Origin of the sequence: Pseudomonas peradeniyensis, assembly GCF_014268935.2 — a bacterium.
Taxonomy (GTDB): Bacteria; Pseudomonadota; Gammaproteobacteria; order Pseudomonadales; family Pseudomonadaceae; genus Aquipseudomonas; species Aquipseudomonas peradeniyensis.
The window spans coordinates 531,465-552,089 of record NZ_JABWRJ020000005.1; the positions used below are offsets into that span (position 1 = coordinate 531,465).

The following is a 20,625-nucleotide window of genomic DNA, read 5'->3' on the forward strand; positions in this document are numbered from 1 at the left end:
TTCCTTGGATTGGGTGGGCAGGGGGTCAGATGTCCAGCACTTCCATTTCCCGCAGCACGTCGGCCACGGCATTGACGGCGGCCTGCATGCCGTCGGCACCGACCACGCCGATGCAGCCGACGCGGAAGGTCTCGACCTGGGTCAGCTTGCCCGGGTAAAGGATGAAGCCCTTGGCCTTGACCCGCTCGTAGAAGTCCTTGAACTGGTAGCGCGGATCCTTCGGCGCGTGGAAGGTGACGATGATCGGTGCCTGGATTGCGGCTGGCAGGAAGCTCTGCAGGCCGATCTTCGCCATGCCGTCGAGCAAGGTCTTGCAGTTGTCGGCGTAGCGCTGGTGGCGGGCGGGCAGTCCCCCCTCTTCGTTGTATTGCTGCAGTGCTTCGTGCAGGGCGGCGACCACGTGGGTCGGCGGGGTGAAGCGCCACTGGCCGGTCTTGGCCATGTAGGCGTGCTGGTCGTGCAGGTCCATGGCCAGGGAGTGGGCGTTGCCTTCGGCGGCAGCCAGGGCGGCTTTCTCGGCGAAGACGAAGCCCATGCCCGGCACGCCTTCCAGGCACTTGCCGGAGGCGGCGATCAGCGCTTCGAAGGGGACCTGGCGGGCATCGATCGGCAGCGCGCCGAACGAGCTCATGGCGTCGATGATCAGGCGCTTGCCGTGGCGCTGGATCACCTGGGCGATCTCGGGCAGCGGGTTGAGGATGCCGGTGCTGGTCTCGCAGTGGATCAGCGCTAGATGGGTCACGGCAGGGTCGGCGGCCAGCAGGCGGTCGACGTCGGCGGCGGTGGTCGGCTGGTCCTCGGCGGTCTCGAAGGTGCTGTAGGCGCGGCCTAGCACCTTGCAGATCTTCGCCAGGCGCTGGCCGTAGGCGCCGTTGATCAGCACCAGGACCTTGCCGTCACGGGGTACCAGGGTGCCGATGGCGGCCTCGACGGCGAAGGTGCCGCTGCCTTGCAGGGGCACGCAGTGGTGGCTGGCGCTGCCGTCGATGATGGCCAGCAGTTGTTCGCACACGCTGGCGGTCAGCTGGTTGAAGTCGCGGTCCCACGAGCCCCAGTCCACGAGCATGGCCTGGCGGGTGCGGATCGAGGTGGTCAGTGGACCGGGGGTCAGCAGGATCGGGGCGTTGCTCATTCCGTGGTTCCTCACTATGCGGTGGGCTGGAAACTAGTGGGGCTAGGTTGCAATTCGCTGTGTCATCAATCAAATTGTTTGTAGATATGCCAGCCATAAGTCAGGCCGATAGATATGAATCTGTTCCAGCTCCGCGCTTTCGACGCCGTCGCCCGCGAGGGCAGCTTCACCCGCGCCGCCGAGCGCCTGTTCATCAGCCAGCCGGCGGTGACCGGGCATGTAAAGGCGTTGGAGGAGCACTACCAGATCACCTTGCTGCGCCGCACCGCCCGGCGGGTTGAGCTGACCGAGGAGGGCACGCGCCTGGCGGCCATCACCCGGGCCATGTTCGGCCTGGCCGAGGAGGCCCAGGCCATGCTCGAGGCCAATCGGCAGTTGCTGACCGGGCGCCTGGAGGTGGCGGCGGACGGCCCGCACCGGGTGATGCCGATGCTGGCGCAGTTGCGCGAACGCTACCCCGGCATCACCGTCAACCTGCGCCTGGGCAATGCCCAGGAAACCCTGGCCGCGTTGCTGTCGGAACATGCGGATGTGGCCGTGCTGACCGAGATCGAGCCGCGCAAGGGCCTGCACCTGCAGGCCTTGTGTGAATCGCGGTTGTGCGCGCTGCTGCCCGTGGGGCATGCGTGGGCGGGTGCCGGGGGAGACTTGCCGCTGGCCGAGCTGGACAGGCAGATCATGGTGCTGCGCGAGCCCAGCTCGACGACCCGGCGCACCTTCGACAAGGCCTGTAGCGACGCGGGCGTGCAGCCGCGGGTGCTGCTTGAACTGGACAGCCGCGAAGCGGTCACCGAGGCGGTGGCGGCGGAACTGGGCATCGGCGTGGTGTCCTCGACCGAGGTGGCCCATGACCCTCGGGTGGTGGCCCGTCCCCTGGCTGGCCAGGGCCTGGTCAACCAGCACATGGTCGGTTGCCTGGAGCGCCGCCGCGAGCTGCGCCTGATCCAGGCGTTCCTGGGCCTGGCCGCCGGCCAGTGATTGGCGGCTGACGTTTTCCCCGTGGCGGCCTAAGATGGCCGCCACAGCGCAGACTGGATTGTCGATGAGCGAGAAGGACACCATTTCCATGCAACTGGTGCGCGAGGCCCTGTTGCAGACCTGCCCGGCCGGCGAACCCGATGCCGGGCTGCTGGCCCGTGCCGGGATCGCGGCCGAGCAGCTGGACCTGCCCGAGGCGCGGGTGACGGCAGAGTCCTATGCCCGGCTCTGGCGCCTGCTGGCGCGGCGCTGCAACGACGAGTTCTTCGCCATGGACCGGCGCGGCCTGCGCAGCGGCAGCCTGGCCTTCATGGCCCGCAGCGCCATGGCCCAGCCGACCCTGGGCGCGGCCCTGGACAACCTGCTGGCGTTCCTGTCGCTGATGCTCGAAGACCTGCAACCGGGCCTGGTGCGGCAGCAGAGCCTGGCCGAGATCGTCATCAACGAGCCCGGCGAGACGCCGCGCCGGGCGTTCACCTATTTCACCTTCTGGATGATCGTGCACGGACTGGCTTGCTGGTTGGCCGGGCGGCGCATCCCGATCCTGGCCATCGACCTGCGTTGCGCCGAGCCGCCGTTCTGCGACGACTACCGGGTGATGTTCTCCGAGAACCTGCAGTTCGAGCGCCCGCGCACGCGGATGATCATCGCCGCCGAATGCCTGGAGCTGCCGGTCAGGCGCAGTGACGAGGAGTTGCAGCGTTTCCTGGCCGAGGCCCCAGGCAACATCCTGGTCAAGTTTCGCGACCCGGCCAGCCTGGCCCGGCAGATCCGCCACCGCTTGCTGGAGATGCCGCCGGGCGCCTGGCCGGACGCCGAGCAGGTGGCCGTCAACCTGCACATGTCGGTGTCAACGTTGCGTCGACGCCTGTCGGAAGAGGGCCAGAGTTACCAGGGCATCAAGGATGGCGTGCGTCGGGAGCTGGCCATTGCCTGGCTGGCCGAGGCGCGGCTGGGGTTGGGCGATATCGCTGAACGCCTGGGCTTCGCCGACAGCAGTTCGTTCTACAAGGCGTTTCGCAAGTGGTTCGGCTGCAACCCAGGACATTACCGTTCGCTGGTCATGCACGAAGGGGGCGTAGCGGGTGGGTGAGCTTTCCCGCTGAAGCGGTTTTGATGGCATGTTCACTGTAAGGCACCTCCAAGCACAAGGTCCTTACAGCATGAATTCGAACACCCTCCTGCCAACCGAAGCCGCCAGGAACGAGCAGCTGCGCGCACTGCTGGACAAGTTTGTTGGCGCAAGACTGCCGGACTGGTTCACGCAAGCCTCCCTGGAACGTCTGAGGGCGCTGCACAAGGCGTTCCAGGCCCATGAAAGCAGCCGTCAGCGCCTGGCGCAGGCGACTGTCGAGTTGGTGTCGGCGCAGCAGTTCGCCGAACAGCATTTCCAGGCGATGCTCAAGACCCAGTTGCCCAATGCCCCTGCACTGGATGCCCTGGAGTGGATCGACGCGTGGTACGGGGTGACGCCGATCCTGTCCACGCCAAGTGTCGAGCCACGCGAACTGCGTTCGCCGGCGCGGCTGCGTTTGATGCAGAACTTTCCCGCCGGGGCCTCGTACTTTGTCGCCACGGGGTTGGTGAACACCGGCGCATCGAGTGTCCTGGCAAGTCCGGAAGTCGTTGCAGGCAGTTGTCGCAAGCTGGACCTGGGCAAGCAGTACCAGGCACTGATCGGGCGGGTGCTGAGCCAGGCCAATCGGGCATTGCTCGCCGAGCACAAACGTGCCGCGTTTGTCTTGATGTGCGAGCTGGCCTTGTGTCGTGCCGGGATCACTGCCGAGCAACACGTGGCTTTGCACCAATTGTCGAGCGGCAGGATGGATCAGCCGGGCCAGCGATGCTTCGCAAGCGCCGGCGAGCTGCGCATGCTCGGTCACACCGTCGAGAACGCCCTGAAGATCCAGTTGCGCGACGAGGAGGGCGCGAACCAGGGGGTGATCCTGTACGTGCCCGATGACGGGCAGAACTCCCTGCGCTACTTCGATTCGTCCACGTTGATGGAGCAGGCGCTGGCGACCGAGTTGGATAACGCCGATATCCGTCGGGATTTCCGTGAACGGATTCGCCTGCGTGACCGGTCCGCGTTCAGTCAATTGCTGGAAATGCGCCTGAGCGATGATGTGCCTGACCTGCAGTTGGAGGGCGCCACTTCAGGGCAGGACATCTTCATCACCTTGGCCAATACCCAGGTCGCACGGTTCAAAGACGATGGCAAGCTGCTGCTGGTCTCGAACGCGGACGCCGATCAGCGTGCCGCCAACGAGCGCCTGGCGGTCTGGTCGGAGGTCGGTTTCAGCGTGCTGGGACTGGCCGGCCTGGGAATCCCGATCGTCGGTGTCGCGCTGTTCGCGACCTTGGTGGTGGACACCCTGGCGCATGTCTATGAGGGCGTTGTCGACTGGAGCAAGGGGCACCAGCATGAAGCCCTCGAGCACCTGTTCGCTGTCGCCGAGACCGTGGCGATCACCGCCGCCACCGCCGCGGGTGCGACGGTGCTGGCGAAGGTGTTCAAGCGCAGTTCGTTCGTCGACTTGCTGGATCCGGTCAGGACGGGTCAGGGCGCGCGTCTTTGGCAGGCCGACCTGCAGGTGTACGAGTCGGACCCGGGAGCGGCACGCTTGCTGGACAATGGCCTGTATGGCAAAGGCGCTCGACGCTGGTTGCGCGCCGACGACAAGTACTACGAGTTGCAACGGGAGGCACCCGGCAAGCCCTGGCGTCTGCGTCATGCCGAGCGCCAGGATGCCTATGGGCCACCGGTCGACTTCAATGGCGAGCGTTGCTGGCGCATTCGCCTGGAGCGGCCTCTGGAGTGGGATGACAGCACCCAGATGCTCAATCGCCTGTGGCCGCTGGATCCGCCGCTGTCCGCCGACACCGCCGGGCGGATCCTGCGGGTCGCCGGCGTCGACAAGGAGGCGCTGCGCGGCGTGCTGGTGGAAAACCGCCCGGCACCGATCGGCTTGCGGGATACCTTGAGGCGCTATATGGCGGCGAATCGGGTTTCGGCGCTGTTCAGCGCCCTGGAGAAACCAGGCGCCATCCTGGAGGACTCCCAGGTGTTGGCATGGTGCAGGGCCTGTGCGGACATGCACACGCTGGATGACCAGGCCATCGGCAGGCAGTTGCTGACGCGACGCTACGAGTTGCGTGAGGCGTTGCAGAAGCACCTCGCGGAGGACCTGTTGCTCGCCGAGGACCCGCTGGAGGCCTTGCCGGACGATGAGCCCGCCGCGGACGCACTGCTGCAGCAGATGCAAAACGAGTTTCCCGGCTTGCCCCTGGCCTATGCCACCGAAGCGGTGCAAAGCGCCGACTCGATGCTGCGACGGGTGGCCATCAGCGAGTCGCGGCTGCCGATGGCGATCCTCAAGCAGGTCCGCGCACTGCTTGGACAAGCGCGGTTGACGCGTGCCCTGGAAGGCCTCCTGCTGGACACCAGCTACAGTGACGAGACCGGTGAACTGGTGCTGGCCCTGCTGCCCAGGGTCGCCAACTGGCCAGCATCGTTGAACCTGGAACTGCGCGAAGGCTCGGCTTTTGGCCGATTGATCGGCGTGCTGGATCCTGGCGGCCCGCGTGCGAGCCGCACCGTGCTGGTCTGGCGGTCGGGGCAGTTTCACCTCTACGACCCCGAGGGCATGGCGCTGGAGCAGGACATAGACGCGCCCGGCGGCTTGTTTCAGGCACTGGTCGGTCTGCTGGGGCGTGAAGGGAAGCAGGCACTCAAGCTCACCGACCTGGCGCCGGCCGAGCAGTTGCGACAGGCGGTTATCGGCGTGTTGCCGAAAACCCGGGAGGCCGTTATCAGCCGACTGGGCTGGCGGTCGGCGGCGCCCTGGTTCAACCCTGGCAGGCGTCTGCCCGACGGGCGAGTCGGCTACACCCTTGGCGGTTCCCTTTCTCGTCGAGCGGGCTCCATGGATACCCTTCGCCAGCGCGCCCGGGCGCTCTATCCCTCGCTCAGCGTCGTCGAGGTGGACAGGATGATCCAGGAGTGGCAATTGCGCACCGGGGATGCCATCGAGGAACTTCTGAGCCAGGAAACCAACTTCACCTACCTGGACGATACGCTGAGTGCCTGGGAGCGTGAGCCGCGCAGCCGTGGGGTACGCAACCGTCGCCGGCAGTTCTCCAATCGCCTGCGCAGTGCCTGGCGTCATGAGGGGGAAATCGTTCGCAGCCGGAGCGAGGGACGGGTCGGGCGTATCCTGAGCATCGAAGGCTGGCGTGTCGGCTCGTTGCCGGACCTGCCTGCGGAAGTCGACATGGGACACATCTTCGAGCTGCGCATGTCCGGCATGGACCTGATGAGTATGTCGCCGCTGTTTCTGGGGTGCTTCGACTCCCTGGAAACCCTGAGCTTGAACAACAACCTGCTGACTTCGGTGCCTGCGCAGATCGCCCAGTTGCCCAAGCTCAGGAGGCTGGAAATGAGGTCTAACCGGATCCAGATGAGCGCCGCAGACGCCGCGACCTTGTCCAGTCTCGACGGTTTGGAGACACTGGTGCTCGACTTCAATCCGCTACGTTCGCTCGACCTGGATTTCTCTCGGCTCACCGAATTGCAGTTCCTCAGGGTGAACCGATGCTCGCTGCGGGGCGTGCCGGCAGGTATCGAGCAATGCGCTCAACTGATCCTGGCCGATCTGCGCTTCAACCTGATTTCCACGATTCCCAATGGCCTGATGGCGACTTCGCGCGCCTTCAGGCGTCGCGTGAATCTGGACGGCAATCCATTGCCATTGCCTACCTTGACCGCATTCATGGCCGGGGACGCGGAAGAACCTGTCGATGCACAGCTGCCGGAGGTTGTCGACCCCATGCAGCGCTGGCTCGAGACGGGGGAGTCGAAAGGGCGTGCGCAGCGGCGCGTCATGTGGCAGCGCGTGCAGCAACTCGACGGCAGCACGCAATTGTTCCAGTTGCTGGCCAATCTCACCAGAACCCAGGATTTTCTCCAGGCCCCCAAGTACCTGGGCGAGCAGGTCTGGCAGTTGATCGAGGAGGTCGACAGCGACAGCGTGTTGCGCGACGACCTTTTCACCCATGCTGGCATCCAGCTCACCTGCCACGACAGCGTCGCGGAGCGCTTCAGCAGGCTGTGGATGCGGGCGCTGGTCCACCATGCCGAAATAGAGGGCAAGGTAGGGGAGAACGGTGACGAGTTGCTGAAACTGGGGCGCTCACTGTTCCGCCTGGACCGGCTGGACGAGTTTGCCAGGGAGGAGGTGATGCTGCGGGAGGTGTCGGGGCGTGATGTCGATGAACTGGAGGTCGTGCTCGGCTTGCGCGTCGAGTTGACCGACACGCTTGGTCTGATCGGGCAGCCCAGGTCGATGCTGTACGGGGCGGTAGCGGATATCACGCCTTCGTTGAAGGAGCGAGCGGTCAACGCGGTGCTGGCGGACGAGACGGATGGGCACCTGGTGCAGAGTCTGGCCAATCGCGAGTTCTGGCGGGACTACCTGAAAGTGCGGCATGGCGCGCTCTTTGCCCAGCATGACGAAGAGTACGTTGAAAAGCTTGCCGCGCTGGACGAGCAGGCCTTGAGCAGCGATGCGTACCTGAAGGCCTGCAATGCCGTGGCGGTGGAGCGTGAGGCCAGTGAGCGCACCTTGATGGTCACGCTCACCCAGGATGTGCTGGACCTGGAGGCAGTGGGTGGCAAGCTTGACCCGGTGGATGGCGAATCCGCTCAGCCGGATTGACAGCTTTGGCCATTGCCGGCTGCGCCTCTCGGCGCGAACATCGTCAGACCGATGGTGCACTCCAACAATAAGAAACCAGGAGTCTGACGATGCGCGATTACGCCGAGGCCGCCCGTTCGTTCGACCATGCCCAGGCCGCCGCTACGGCGCTGCATGGCAACTTCGAGGCCCTCAATGCCTGTGTCGAGTGCTGCGACCGCCACACTGGCAGCGACAAGCCCGCCCTGGTCTGGGAAGACCGGGATGGCAACAGCGGGTGCTACACCTTCGATCAACTGCAGGCCCTGGCCGCACGCTTTGCCAACGTGCTCAAGGCCCAGGGCGTCAAGGCCGGCGACCGCGTCGCCGGCCTCATGCCGCGTACCCCCGAATTGCTGGTGACCATCCTCGCCACCTGGCGCCTGGGCGCGGTCTACCAGCCATTGTTCACCGCTTTCGGCCCCAAGGCCATCGAGCACCGTCTTGAGCAGTCCCACGCCAAGGTGGTGGTCACCGACCGCCACAACCGGCCCAAGCTCGATGAGGTGGCGGACTGTCCGACTGTCGTCACGGTCGGTGCCGTCGAGGGCGAACTGGACTTCCATCGCAGTCTCGCGGCCGCCGCCGACGCTTGCGCGCCAGTGATGCGTACTGGCAACGATCCTTTCTTGCTGATGTTTACCTCGGGCACCACCGGCCCGGCCAAGCCGCTGGAAGTACCATTGCGCGCCATCGTCGCGTTCCAGGGCTACATGCGCGACGCCATCGGCCTGCGCCCGGACGACAACTTCTGGAACCTGGCCGACCCCGGTTGGGCCTATGGCCTTTACTATGCGGTCACCGGACCGCTGTCACTGGGCCACGCCACCACCTTCTACGACGGCCCGTTCAGCGTCGAAAGCTGCGCGCGGGTCATCGACAAGCTGGGTATCACCAACCTGGCAGGCTCGCCCACGGCCTACAGGCTGCTGATCGCGGCGGGCAGCGCATTCTCGGCGCCGATCAAAGGGCGCCTGCGGGTAGTCAGCAGTGCCGGCGAACCGCTCAACCCTGAGGTGATCCGCTGGTTCGCCGACGAGCTCGGCGTGACCATCCACGACCACTACGGCCAGACCGAGCTGGGCATGGTGCTGTGCAACCACCATGCGCTGGCGCACCCGGTGCACCTGGGCTCGGCCGGCTTCGCCATTCCCGGCCACCGCATCGTCGTGGTGGACGAGCAGGGCAACGAACTGCCTGCCGGCCAGCCCGGCATCCTCGCGGTGGACCGCGAGCAGTCGCCGCTGTGCTGGTTCGCCGGTTACCACGGGCTGCCGACCAAGGCCTTCATCGGCAAGTACTACCTGTCCGGCGACACCGTCGAGCTCAACCACGACGGCAGCATCAGCTTTGTCGGCCGCAGCGACGATGTGATCACCACCTCGGGCTACCGGGTCGGCCCGTTCGATGTGGAAAGCGCGCTGATCGAGCACCCGGCCGTGGTCGAGGCGGCGGTGATCGGCAAGCCGGACCCCGAGCGCACCGAACTGATCAAGGCCTTCGTGGTGCTGGCCCAGGGTCATCAGGGCAGCGCCGAACTCGAGGAAACCCTGCGCCAGCATGTGCGCCAGCGCCTCTACGCCCACGCCTACCCGCGTGAAATCGAATTCGTCGGCGAGCTGCCCAAGACCCCGAGCGGCAAGCTGCAACGCTTCATCCTGCGCAACCAGGAAATCGCCCGACAACAAGCCGCGCAGCCGATCGCTGCGGGCGCCTGAAGGAAGACCGATATGCACATCACTCAAAAGAATTTCATCGTCAGCGGCGCGGCCTCGGGCCTGGGCGCCGCCACTGCGCAGATGCTCATCGAGGCCGGCGCCAAGGTCATGCTGGTCGACCTGAACGCCGCGGCCGTCGAGGCCAAGGCCGCCGAACTGGGCGCCAATGCCCGCTTCGCGGTGGCCGACATCAGCGACGAGCAGGCCGCCAAGGCGGCGGTCGATGCCGCCGTCAGCGCCTTCGGCAGCCTGCACGGGCTGGTCAACTGCGCCGGCATCGTCGGTGCCGAGAAGGTCCTGGGCAAGAATGGTCCGCATGCCCTGGGCAGCTTCGCCAAGGTCATCAACGTCAACCTGATCGGCAGTTTCAACCTGTTGCGCCTGGCCGCCGCGGCCATGGCCGAAGGGCCGGCGGACGAGGGCGGCGAGCGCGGCGTGATCATCAATACCGCCTCCATCGCCGCCTACGACGGCCAGATCGGCCAGGCCGCCTATGCCGCCTCCAAGGGCGCCATCGCCAGCCTCACCCTGCCGGCGGCCCGTGAGCTGGCGCGCTTCGGCATCCGCGTGATGACCATCGCCCCCGGTATCTTCGAAACCCCGATGATGGCCGGCATGACCGACGAAGTCCGCGCTTCGCTGTCCGCCGGCGTGCCGTTCCCGCCGCGCCTGGGCCGTCCGCAGGAGTACGCAGCGCTCGCTCGTCATATCATCGAGAACAGCATGCTCAACGGCGAAGTGATCCGCCTCGACGGCGCGCTGCGCATGGCTGCCAAGTAAGGAGAACCGAACATGAGCCTGAACCACGATCCGATTGTCATCGTCAGCGCCGTGCGCACGCCCATGGGTGGGCTGCAGGGTGACCTCAAGAGCCTGACCGCGCCACAACTGGGCAGCGCGGCGATCCGTGCCGCCGTCGAACGCGCCGGTATCGATGCCGCCAGTGTCGAGCAAGTGCTGTTCGGCTGCGTGCTGCCGGCCGGCCAGGGCCAGGCACCGGCGCGCCAGGCGGCGCTGGGTGCCGGCCTGGACAAGCACACCACCTGCACCACCCTGAACAAGATGTGCGGCTCGGGCATGCAGGCGGCGATCATGGCCCATGATCAGCTGCTGGCCGGCAGTGCCGAGGTGATCGTCGCCGGTGGCATGGAAAGCATGACCAACGCCCCGTACCTGCTGGACAAGGCCCGTGGCGGCTACCGCATGGGCCACGGCAAGATCATCGACCACATGTTCATGGACGGCCTTGAAGACGCCTATGACAAGGGGCGCCTGATGGGCACCTTCGCCGAGGATTGCGCGCAGAAGGGCGACTTCAGCCGCGAGGCCCAGGACGCCTTCGCCATCGCTTCGCTGACCCGTGCCCAGGAGGCGATCAAGAGCGGCCGCTTTGCCGCCGAGATCGTTCCGGTGGAAGTCACCGAGGGCAAGGAAAAGCGCGTCATCAAGGACGACGAGCAGCCGCCCAAGGCGCGCCTGGACAAGATCCCGCAGCTCAAGCCGGCCTTCCGCGAAGGTGGCACCGTTACTGCGGCCAACTCCAGCTCCATCTCCGACGGCGCCGCCGCGCTGGTGCTGATGCGTCGCTCCGAGGCCGAGAAACGCGGCCTAAAGCCGCTGGCGGTGATCCATGGCCACGCGGCTTTCGCCGACACCCCGGCACTGTTCCCCACCGCGCCCATCGGCGCCATCGACAAGCTGCTCAAGCGCACCGGCTGGAACCTGGCCGAGGTGGACCTGTTCGAGATCAACGAGGCCTTCGCCGTGGTCACCCTGGCGGCCATGAAGCACCTCGACCTGCCCCATGAAAAGGTCAATGTCCACGGCGGCGCCTGCGCCCTGGGCCACCCGATCGGCGCCTCGGGCGCGCGCATTCTGGTAACCCTGCTGTCGGCCCTGCGCCAGAACAACCTGCGCCGTGGCGTGGCGGCCATCTGCATCGGCGGTGGCGAAGCGACGGCCATGGCGGTCGAGTGCCTGTACTGAGGTGAATCATGCTGGTAACTGAAGAGCAACAACAGATCGCCGACGCCGTGCGCGACTTCGCCCAGGAGCGTCTGAAGCCGTTTGCCGAGCAATGGGACAAGGAACACCGCTTCCCCAAGGAGGCCATCGAAGAGATGGCCGGCCTGGGCCTGTTCGGCATGCTGGTGCCGGAACAGTACGGCGGCAGCGACACCGGTTATGTGGCCTATGCCATGGCCCTGGAAGAGATCGCCGCCGGTGACGGCGCCTGCTCGACCATCATGAGCGTGCACAACTCGGTCGGCTGCGTGCCGATCCTCAAGTTCGGTACAGAGGCGCAGAAGCAGCAGTTCCTGGCGCCACTGGCCAGCGGTGCGATGCTCGGCGCCTTTGCCTTGACCGAACCCCAGGCCGGCTCCGACGCCAGCAGCCTGAAGACCCGCGCCCGTCTGGATGGCGACCACTACGTGCTTAACGGCAGCAAGCAGTTCATCACCTCCGGGCAGAACGCCGGGGTGGTGATCGTTTTCGCCGTCACCGACCCGGACGCCGGCAAGCGCGGCATCACAGCCTTCATTGTGCCCACCGACTCACCGGGCTACCAGGTGGCGCGGGTCGAGGACAAACTTGGCCAGCACGCCTCCGACACCTGCCAGATCGTCTTCGACAACGTGCGCGTGCCGGTGGCCAACCGCCTGGGTGAGGAAGGGCAGGGCTACAAGATCGCCCTGGCCAACCTCGAAGGCGGGCGCATCGGTATCGCCTCGCAGTCGGTGGGCATGGCCCGCGCGGCCTTCGAGGCGGCACGCGACTACGCCAACGAGCGGCAGACCTTCGGCAAGCCGTTGATCGAGCACCAGGCCGTGGCCTTCCGCCTGGCCGACATGGCAACCAAGATCGCCGTGGCCCGGCAGATGGTCCTGCACGCCGCCGCCCTGCGCGACGCCGGGCGCCCGGCGCTGGTGGAAGCCTCGATGGCCAAGCTTTTTGCCTCGGAAATGGCCGAAAAGGTCTGTTCGGACGCCTTGCAGACCCTGGGCGGTTATGGCTATCTGAGCGACTTCCCGCTGGAGCGGATCTACCGCGACGTGCGGGTCTGCCAGATCTACGAAGGCACCAGCGACATTCAGCGCATGGTCATTGCGCGCAATCTTTGAAGGAGCAGACTGCATGGCATTCGAAACCATCCTGTTGGACATCCACGGCAAGGTCGGCCTGATCACCCTCAACCGCCCGCAGGCGCTGAACGCGCTGAACGCGCAGATCGTCGGCGAGATCAACCAGGCCCTGGACCAGCTGGAGCGTGACCCCAACATCGGCTGCGTGGTGCTGACCGGTTCCGCCAAGGCCTTTGCCGCTGGCGCCGACATCAAGGAAATGGCCGAGCTGCAATACCCGCAGATCTACGTCGACGACCTGTTCAGCGATTCCGACCGCATCGCCAACCGGCGCAAGCCGATCATCGCCGCGGTATCGGGCTTTGCCCTGGGCGGTGGCTGCGAGCTGGCGATGATGTGCGACTTCATCCTCGCCGCCGACAACGCCAAGTTCGGCCAGCCGGAGATCAACCTCGGCGTGTTGCCGGGCATGGGCGGCACCCAGCGCCTGACCCGCGCCGTCGGCAAGGCCAAGGCCATGGAACTGTGCCTGACCGGCCGCCTGATGGGCGCCGAGGAAGCCGAGCGCGCCGGCCTGGTGGCGCGCATCGTGCCGCAGGCGGAGCTGCTGGAAGAGGCGCTGAAGGTGGCCGCGACTATCGCCAGCAAGTCGATCCCGGTGAGCATGATGGTCAAGGAAAGCGTCAACCGCGCCTTCGAGGTCACCCTGAGCGAGGGCGTGCGCTTCGAGCGCCGGGTGTTCCACGCCGCCTTTGCCACCGAGGACCAGAAGGAAGGCATGGCCGCGTTCATCGCCAAGCGCGAGGCGCAGTTCAAGGACCGTTGATGTAACAGGGGCGCCGTCCGTGCGGCGCCCCACTGGCGCTCACTCCAGACTGAAGAAGTAACGAGCGGCCGCCGCGCCGGTAATCGGTGCTCGGTAGACCTCCACGTCCTTGCCGCTGGCGTCGGTGTAGCGCCCGCCGGCGGCATGGCGCTGGGCCGCGGTTTTCAGGTGCCCGGCGGTGAAATCGACCTTGGCCGTGTCCAGGGCTGGGTAGTGGAAATGGGCGTACCACAGCACCTGGCCGGCGCGGCTGATGCTGTACTCGTCGATGAAGTCGGCGGGGCGGCCCTTGACCTTGGCCAGGCGTGTGCGACTGCCCAGCGCGGCAATGCGTACTTCGCCTTTTGCCAGCAGGAACTGTACCTCACCCATCCTAGGTTTGCCCGCCACCGCCGCTTCGATCCGCAGCTGTGTCGCCTGTGACGCGAAGGTCTGCGCCAGCTCGCGCAGACGTTTGGCGACCGCTTCGGCGTCCTTGCCCTGGCTGGCCTCATCGGTTTCATTATCCTGGGTCAAGCGCTCCTCGATGTCATCGACCATGGCCAGCACGCGGTCGCGCTGGTGCAGCACCGACTCTTCGATCTCCACCGGCAGATAGCTGTCCGAGGCACGTTGCAGGCGGTCGACCTCCCGTGTGGTCTCGACGATCAGTCCGTCACTGCCCTTGAGCAGGCGTTTGAGGCTGAGCCCCGAGGGACGGCCAGGTACAACGACCGGCGCGACTTCCACCCATTCACCCTGCTTGAGGTGATACGTCTGGCCGGGGGTCTTGTTGTCCGGGCCGGGGATGTCGACGGTGTTCTCATCGTTCGCGCGGGGCTCGGCCAGCAACAGGCCGTGCTCGGTGGTTTCAATCAGGCCTGGGGCCTTGCTGCGCAGTTGCTTCAGGGAACTGACCGGAGGGTAGTCGGGGAGGTTGCCGAGGTCCTGGGCAATCAGCGCCTGGATGTGTTGCAACTCGTCTTGTAGTTGACGCAGGGTCTGGTGCGGGGCCTCGCCCTGGGTCAGCTCGGCAAGGTTGCCCAGCTGGCGTGCCGCTGCCTGGAAGTGTCCCTGGATGCTGCGCAGCAGACGCACGGTCAGCTCTTGCGCGGGATCGTTCAACTTGTACAGTTCGCTGCGCTGGACGATCCCCAGCTGGAAGTTTCTCCAGAAACGGTCCCGCCAGTAGGCGGCCTCGATGCTCATGCCGTGGATCAGGGTCAGGCGATTGAGCAGCCCCTCCAGGTGCAGGAAGCGCAGGATCAGTTCTTTCTGCGTTGTAGCCGCGGGTCGCGCCACCAGGTCACGCCATTCAACGATGTTGGGGTGTCGTTGGCTGGCCAGTCTGGCCAGCTCCTCCTGACGTTGGCGTAGCAGGGTGTTGTTGTCGATCATCTGCTTGAGCAGAGGCACCAGCTTGTCCAGGCGCTCGGTGGCGATGCGGATATCGGTGGCGTTGAGTTCCTCGCCATCGTGCTGCTGTTGCCGGGCGATCTCCAGCAACTGTTCCCGGCCGGGCTTGTAGCGCTTGTTCAGGAGCGTGCCCTGCAGAAGCTGGCAGCAAGCGTCCTGATACAGCGCGAAGGCATGCACTTTCCTGAAATCTTTCACCGGCTCAATGGCGTTGCGTGCCTTGAGGTGCTCGATGTGCTCGGCCCAGAACTGCGAGAGTGCCTGGATCTTGCTTTGGCACTGTTCGAGGATGGCGTCCTCCGAGGTGGCGTGCACCAGCTTTTCGACCGTGCTCATTTCACGGATCCTGTCCGACAGGACTGCCTTGTCCACCTTGATCGCTTCATTGGCCGCGAGCATGGCCTGTTCCTTGTCAAGGCGCAGCTTGCGAATCTGTTCGGACAGTGGCATACCGCCCCTCAAACCCAGACGCAGGTCCATCTGCCAGCGGCCGACCTCGTCGCGGTGCAACCACGGACCCTTGGTACGGTCCGGACCGATGATGCGCAGCTTCTGCCGCTCGACCCACTCGAGCTCGTAGACCTTGCTCTCGAGCAGCGTGAAGAAGCGTGAGTCTCGGATGTAGAGTCCCTGGAGCATGCCGGTTGGAATCGGACTGTCCAGCGCGGAAGGTTCGATCGTGGCTTGCAGGGCCTTCAGGGCCGCGTTTTGCGTAGCGTTGAGCTTGCGGTCGGGGCGCGCCCAGCCGAATTCGAGGCGGGTGGGTGGCGATTCACTGGTAACGACAAGCGCGATGTTGGCGGCTGAGGTAGCGGGCGGCGCTCCCTCGGCAGGCGACTGTTCGGCCTCGCCATGCCCCAGTTGCAGACGGAAGATCGAGTGGGAAAGCAGCAACAAGGCAATGTTCAACAGCAGGTTGACCAGGTTCAGCTCACGACCGACCGGGTTTTTCTCGGCATCGGATTCGACGAACTCGGCCAGCGCGACCTCCATCTGGGCCAGCCATGCAACCTTGCCCAGGGTGTTGCCCGCCAAGGGCAGCAACGTGTTGAACAGCAGCCAGCCCAGTTCCTTCCAGCGGTTCCAGCGGGTCTGGGCGGTGCTGGCGGACTGTGCCTCGAAGCGTTGGATCGACTCGCTCACGCAGCCCTCGTAGAGCGCCTTGCCAGGGTCGCCGACGGCGTCCTCGATGGACAGGGTGACCGGCGCAGGCCTACCGAAGGGCACGGCGCTGGTGTCCTCGAGGGGGACGAACAGATGTGGCTCGAGGAAACCACCGTGGGCATAGAAGCGCCGGTCCTCGGCGGGCAGACGCTGCAACAGATCGTCCTGCAAGGCCCCGGGGGTGCTGACGGCGACGAACAGTGCCATGCGATCGGCAAAGTACAGCAGCGGCTGCTGGTGCAGAGGGCGGTACAGCAGGCCGCCTCCGAGACCGGGGCTGTCGGGTTCGATCAGCCAGGTGTTGAGCGGATGGTCGGCTGATGAGCCGGGTGCCTTGATGAACCCCAGCGGGCGCATGATCCAGCGTGTCGTACCTTGGCCTGGGCCGGGGGCGAACACCTGGGTGATGTGCCCGGCCAGGGCCGGGTTGGGCAGTTGGCCGCGCAGGTACAGTTCCATGGCCAGGGCCGGCAGCTGTACACGCAATTGTTCGTGCAGCTGGCGTTGGCGTTGCGGGCGCTGGATCGTGTCCTCCAGCAGCTGTTCACGCAGCATGGCGGGATAGGTGCGACCGATGTCCAGCTCGGTGACCAGGTGGCGCAGGTAGGTCTCGTCCATCCAGTCGGGCAAGGCCTTGCCGCTCTTGCTGCCCAAGGTCACGCGTCCCGGCCTGAGCAGCCCTAGATTGCCGATCGCCAATTGGGCCATCGAGAAGATCACAGGCGTGACCTTTCCGGAGGTGATGATCGCATCCTGCCCGGCAACTGCGCTGGCAGTGGTCTGGTAGTTGGTGACGACGATATCCTCGGGTGCGAGCGGGCTTTGCGGGTGATCGGTGGTCAGTCGTGCCGCCAGTTTTCGGTTGGCGAAGGCTTCGGCCTCGTCGATACCGTCGAGCCAGAATTGGCCATTGCTGTCACGGTATTGCTGGGCGACATCGATAAGCCGCTCGCTGTACTGCATCAACGAGCGGCTCGTGGCGTTGCGCAACCAGTCTGGCAAGTGTTCGCTGAGGGCTCGGCGCTGGGCGGTTTCGGTCTCGTCGCACAAGTCGATCAACGACGTCAGGCGATCCAGGTCTCGATTCAACGCGATGGCGTCGAACCTGCCGCGGTACCGCCCGGCGAGGCGCTCCATGAGCCGTATCTGTTGGCTCAACAGCCCCAGGGCCTGTACCTCGAAGACAGAGTCGGTCGAGGTGGCGATCTCGAGTTGGGGTGGGGCGGATTGCAGTGATACCGGCAAGGCTCGACCGAGCGCCTGCAGCAGGGATTGGCGTGAAGGGTAACGGAACAGACGGCCGGTCAGGGTATAGAGCAGTGACACATTGCGAGCTGGATTGTCGTCGCTGTGTTCTACCAGTACTGCGCTGGACAGATCGGCATCGAGTTTGCCGGCAGCCGACAAGTCCAGTCCCATGTTGAGTGCCTTGAGTCCTTTCGTGTTCGCCCAGCGGTCGCGCTGACCCTCTGCAGGATCGTCATGTACCATCTGCAGGATGGCGCGGGCATAAGCTGGCAAGCGGATTGCCTTGCGTTGAACCTGTTGAAACTGATCGCGGAGGTATCCGGAGTACCAGCTCCAGGGTGTCTCGCCATTGATGTCATAGCGGCTCCAGTAGGCGACCAGCTGCTGCAGATAGATATCGAGCAACAAGGGGCCTGCTTCGTTGATCAGCCGTTCGACCTCGTGCAGATCGATGTCCACCCTACCGGCAGGCTCGGCATCTGTCCGTGTGGTGAGAAAGTCCTCATCGACAGTCAGGTTCAGGGTATCGGCCTGGCAATAGCGCTCCACCAGGACCTGCGAGAGCGGGCGGACCCAGGGTGCTTTCGGATCCGGTTGCGCACTGGCCAGGTTCAGGGCAAGAGGGTCGTGGACGCTGCTGATATGGCGTTGCTGCCATTGTTCGCGCAGGATATCGTCGGCGGCGTCCAGCAGGGTGGGGCGGTCACTGAAGCGTCTGGCGACCTTGCAGTCCAGGCTGCTGAAGCTGGCCAGGCGTTGGTGCAGGTTGTCGTTCATGAGTGGGCCTCGGGCTGTTGAGAGGACCACAATCAAGCACGCTTGCCTGCCGTTTCGTGCGCTAGCTGGCTACCACCTGAAGGAACCATTATTATTTCGGCATATTACCCAGTGGCGTCGCGCAGGCGAGCAATCCGTACTATTCCCCGGCGCCAGTCAGCGGATTCCTCACGTGTTTCGGCCAAATCCGCCGTCATTTCTGTTGCCCACTCGGGCGCGGCGCCTTAGACTGCCGCCCCCTGTAAAAGAGTGCCGGTTGGCGCTTGAAGAATTCCGCGGCCGACGAAGCTTCGTCGGCGGCACCCGAATCGCCCAAATGCACATTTTTTCATAGAGAAATCGATGACCAAGGAACAGTTGCTGGCCATGTCGGCCGATGACTACATGAACGCCGAACAGCTCGCGTTCTTCACCAAGCTGCTGCAAGCGATGAAAGTCGAAACGCACGAGCGCATCGAACTCAGCCGCACCTCCATCGAAAGCCTGGACAGCCCATCGGATCCGGCCGACGTGGCCTCGGTCGAGGAAGAGCGTACCTGGCTGGTCAACGCCATCGACCGCGACCAGCGCCTGCTGCCGCAGCTGGAGATGGCCCTGGACCGCATCGCCGACGAAAGCTTCGGCTGGTGCGACGACAGCGGCGAGCCGATCGGCCTGAAGCGCCTGCTGATCAGCCCGACCACCAAGTACTGCATCGAAGCCCAGGAGCGTCACGAGCAGCTCGACCGCCACCAGCGGCAGATCTGATCCAGCGCCTTGCGCAAGGCCCCACGGAGTGATCCCTGGGGCCTTCGTGTTTTCTTGCCCTGTATCAACGGGTGGCCGGCTGCATCCAAGTGAGCGTGGATAATGGCGTTATAGTGGCGTTTAATGGCGTCACAATAACGACATGCGGATGGACCACGAAGATGATGCGAGAAGGATCTCTGCCGGCCAGCGAATCACCGCGGGCCACCCCGGCCCTTGCGGGGACCGCCGTTACCCTGTTGCAGGGCGTTGCGCTGTGCGCGGTATTGGCGGCCATGGCGTTCGCCGGGCTGCCCTTGTACCTGGCCTTGCCGTTGGCGCTTCTGGTGCTGTGGCTGCCGCGTGCGCGCAAGGCAGCCGTCGTGCAGCCGACTCCGGCTCCGGCCCAGGACGGTGCGTTGCTTCAAGAGCTGGCTCGTGGCACCAGCCATAATGCCCTGTCGGCCGCCGCGGTGGCCCATTCGGTGCAGCAACTGGCGGCCCGGGTGCAGTCGCAGCTGGGGGCGGCCCAGGAGATCGTCGGCAGTGCCGAGATCATGATCACCACCGAGGAGCAGACCGCCCAGCTCAGCCAGCAGGCGCTTGAAGCTGCTCGCTCTGCCCACGGCAGCAGCGTGGTCGGCAGCGAAGTGCTGGCCGAATCCATCCAGTGCATGCGCGAGCTGAGTGCGCGCGCCTCGGCCAGCCGTGAGCTGATCGAGGCCCTGCACCAGCGCAGCGAGGATATCGCCCGGGTCACCCTGGTGATCCAGGGCATCGCCAGCCAGACCAACCTGCTGGCGCTCAACGCCGCCATCGAGGCGGCACGAGCCGGCGAGCATGGGCGGGGCTTCGCGGTGGTGGCCGACGAGGTGCGCGGCCTGGCCGGGCGCACCGCCAGCGCTACCGAGGAGGTGGGGCAGATGGTCGCGGATATCCAGGCACGCACCGCCCAGGTGGTGGCGCAGATCCGCACGCTGGCCGAGGACCTGGGCAAGGGTGTCGGCCAGGTCGAGCAGGCCGGCGGGCAGCTGGCGCAGATCGCCAGCCTGGCGGCCAGTGTCGAGGGTCAGGTGAGCGAGATCGCCGGGGGCACGCAGGTCAACCAGGCCCAGCTCGACACCCTGTTCCAGGCCGTGGCCCAGGTGCGTGGCGATCTGGAGGTCAGCGACCAGCAGACCCGGCGCCTGGCCAAGGCGGCCGTGCAGATGGAGGGGCAGGTGGAAAGCCTCAGCGAACGGCTGGCCGAGGTCGGCCTCGATGCCTACCACCAGCGGGTGTTCGAGCTGGCGCAGGTGGGCGCGCGGCAGATCGGCGAGCGTTTCGAGGCGGATATCGAACAGGGGCGCATCGGCCTGGATGATCTGTTCGACCGGCAGTACCGGCCGATTGCCGGCATGCAGCCCCCGCGTTTCTCCACGCGATTCGACCACTACACCGATACCGTGCTGCCACAGCTCCAGGAGCCGCTGCTGATGCAGGACGGGCTGGTGTATGCCATCGCCTGCACCCAGCAGGGGTATGTGCCGACCCACAACAATGCCTTCAACCAGCCGCTGACCGGCGATATCGCCCACGACACCGCACATAACCGCAGCAAGCGCATGTTCGACGACCGTACGGGCGCGCGCTGCGGTAACCATCAGCAGCGGGTATTGCTGCAGACGTACACGCGAGATACCGGTGAGCTGATGCACGACCTGTCGGTGCCGATCTTCGTTGCGGGGCAGCACTGGGGCGGCCTGCGCCTGGGATATCGGCCCGAACCCGGGCTCGACTAAGTCGATTTGTTGCCTGGAATGCAACACTGCTGTACCGCCTTGCGCTTTATTCGCGGGGCACC

12 protein-coding genes are annotated in these 20,625 nt (G+C 65.4%); 10 read left to right on the plus strand and 2 right to left on the minus strand.

The window, feature by feature from the left end; genetic code table 11:
- Nucleotides 1–25: 25 nt before the first annotated feature.
- A complete protein-coding gene (locus HU751_RS26565) occupies nt 26–1,132 on the minus strand; it encodes a 2-aminoethylphosphonate--pyruvate transaminase (protein WP_186733936.1) in 1,107 nt (368 codons plus the stop codon).
- A gap of 114 nt (nt 1,133–1,246) precedes the next feature.
- Between HU751_RS26565 and HU751_RS26570 the strand changes: the two genes are divergently transcribed.
- From HU751_RS26570 to HU751_RS26605, 8 genes are all read left to right on the plus strand, one after another.
- Entirely contained in the window at nt 1,247–2,110 is an 864-nt protein-coding gene (locus tag HU751_RS26570; RefSeq protein ID WP_186733937.1) for a LysR substrate-binding domain-containing protein, read from the plus strand.
- Nucleotides 2,111–2,174: 64 nt separating this feature from the next.
- Complete coding sequence (locus HU751_RS26575; RefSeq protein WP_186733938.1) at nt 2,175–3,203, plus strand: AraC family transcriptional regulator; 1,029 nt, start codon at nt 2,175–2,177, stop codon at nt 3,201–3,203.
- 70 nt (nt 3,204–3,273) lie between these two features.
- Nucleotides 3,274–7,827, plus strand: coding sequence for an NEL-type E3 ubiquitin ligase domain-containing protein (locus HU751_RS26580; protein WP_186733939.1), 4,554 nt, complete (start codon nt 3,274–3,276; stop codon nt 7,825–7,827).
- Between the two features lie 89 nt (nt 7,828–7,916).
- On the plus strand, nt 7,917–9,563 hold the full coding sequence (locus tag HU751_RS26585) for an AMP-binding protein (RefSeq protein WP_186733940.1): 1,647 nt from the start codon (nt 7,917–7,919) through the stop codon (nt 9,561–9,563).
- 12 nt (nt 9,564–9,575) lie between these two features.
- Entirely contained in the window at nt 9,576–10,343 is a 768-nt protein-coding gene (locus HU751_RS26590; RefSeq protein WP_186733941.1) for an SDR family NAD(P)-dependent oxidoreductase, read from the plus strand.
- A 12-nt stretch (nt 10,344–10,355) separates the two neighbouring features.
- A complete protein-coding gene (locus HU751_RS26595) occupies nt 10,356–11,549 on the plus strand; it encodes an acetyl-CoA C-acyltransferase (RefSeq protein WP_186733942.1) in 1,194 nt (397 codons plus the stop codon).
- A gap of 8 nt (nt 11,550–11,557) precedes the next feature.
- The gene (locus tag HU751_RS26600) at nt 11,558–12,685 is read left to right on the plus strand and encodes an acyl-CoA dehydrogenase (protein ID WP_186733943.1); all 1,128 of its coding nucleotides are present in this window, start codon (nt 11,558–11,560) and stop codon (nt 12,683–12,685) included.
- A gap of 13 nt (nt 12,686–12,698) precedes the next feature.
- Nucleotides 12,699–13,472, plus strand: coding sequence for an enoyl-CoA hydratase (locus HU751_RS26605; protein WP_186733944.1), 774 nt, complete (start codon nt 12,699–12,701; stop codon nt 13,470–13,472).
- Between the two features lie 39 nt (nt 13,473–13,511).
- Here the strand turns inward: HU751_RS26605 and HU751_RS26610 are convergent, their stop codons facing one another.
- On the minus strand, nt 13,512–18,056 hold the full coding sequence (locus HU751_RS26610; protein WP_186733945.1) for a hypothetical protein: 4,545 nt from the start codon (nt 18,054–18,056) through the stop codon (nt 13,512–13,514).
- A 342-nt stretch (nt 18,057–18,398) separates the two neighbouring features.
- Between HU751_RS26610 and HU751_RS26615 the strand changes: the two genes are divergently transcribed.
- Together HU751_RS26615 and HU751_RS26620 are read left to right on the plus strand one after the other, a co-directional pair.
- Nucleotides 18,399–18,803 carry a TraR/DksA family transcriptional regulator gene (locus HU751_RS26615; protein WP_050704989.1) on the plus strand — a complete coding sequence of 135 codons (405 nt, stop codon included), beginning with the start codon at nt 18,399–18,401 and terminating at the stop codon, nt 18,801–18,803.
- A gap of 275 nt (nt 18,804–19,078) precedes the next feature.
- Nucleotides 19,079–20,563 (plus strand): methyl-accepting chemotaxis protein, encoded by a 1,485-nt coding sequence (locus tag HU751_RS26620; RefSeq protein ID WP_225933420.1) that lies wholly within the window; start codon nt 19,079–19,081, stop codon nt 20,561–20,563.
- The last annotated feature ends 62 nt before the right edge of the window (nt 20,564–20,625 follow it).

What these genes read in the sequence shown, in the direction of transcription:
- HU751_RS26565 (WP_186733936.1), bottom strand. Translation starts at nt 1,132, where the DNA reads ATGAGCAACGCCCCGATCCTGCTGACCCCCGGTCCACTGACCACCTCG.
- HU751_RS26570 (WP_186733937.1), top strand. Translation starts at nt 1,247, where the DNA reads ATGAATCTGTTCCAGCTCCGCGCTTTCGACGCCGTCGCCCGCGAGGGC.
- HU751_RS26575 (WP_186733938.1), top strand. Translation starts at nt 2,175, where the DNA reads ATGAGCGAGAAGGACACCATTTCCATGCAACTGGTGCGCGAGGCCCTG.
- HU751_RS26580 (WP_186733939.1), top strand. Translation starts at nt 3,274, where the DNA reads ATGAATTCGAACACCCTCCTGCCAACCGAAGCCGCCAGGAACGAGCAG.
- HU751_RS26585 (WP_186733940.1), top strand. Translation starts at nt 7,917, where the DNA reads ATGCGCGATTACGCCGAGGCCGCCCGTTCGTTCGACCATGCCCAGGCC.
- HU751_RS26590 (WP_186733941.1), top strand. Translation starts at nt 9,576, where the DNA reads ATGCACATCACTCAAAAGAATTTCATCGTCAGCGGCGCGGCCTCGGGC.
- HU751_RS26595 (WP_186733942.1), top strand. Translation starts at nt 10,356, where the DNA reads ATGAGCCTGAACCACGATCCGATTGTCATCGTCAGCGCCGTGCGCACG.
- HU751_RS26600 (WP_186733943.1), top strand. Translation starts at nt 11,558, where the DNA reads ATGCTGGTAACTGAAGAGCAACAACAGATCGCCGACGCCGTGCGCGAC.
- HU751_RS26605 (WP_186733944.1), top strand. Translation starts at nt 12,699, where the DNA reads ATGGCATTCGAAACCATCCTGTTGGACATCCACGGCAAGGTCGGCCTG.
- HU751_RS26610 (WP_186733945.1), bottom strand. Translation starts at nt 18,056, where the DNA reads ATGAACGACAACCTGCACCAACGCCTGGCCAGCTTCAGCAGCCTGGAC.
- HU751_RS26615 (WP_050704989.1), top strand. Translation starts at nt 18,399, where the DNA reads ATGACCAAGGAACAGTTGCTGGCCATGTCGGCCGATGACTACATGAAC.
- HU751_RS26620 (WP_225933420.1), top strand. Translation starts at nt 19,079, where the DNA reads ATGGCGTTCGCCGGGCTGCCCTTGTACCTGGCCTTGCCGTTGGCGCTT.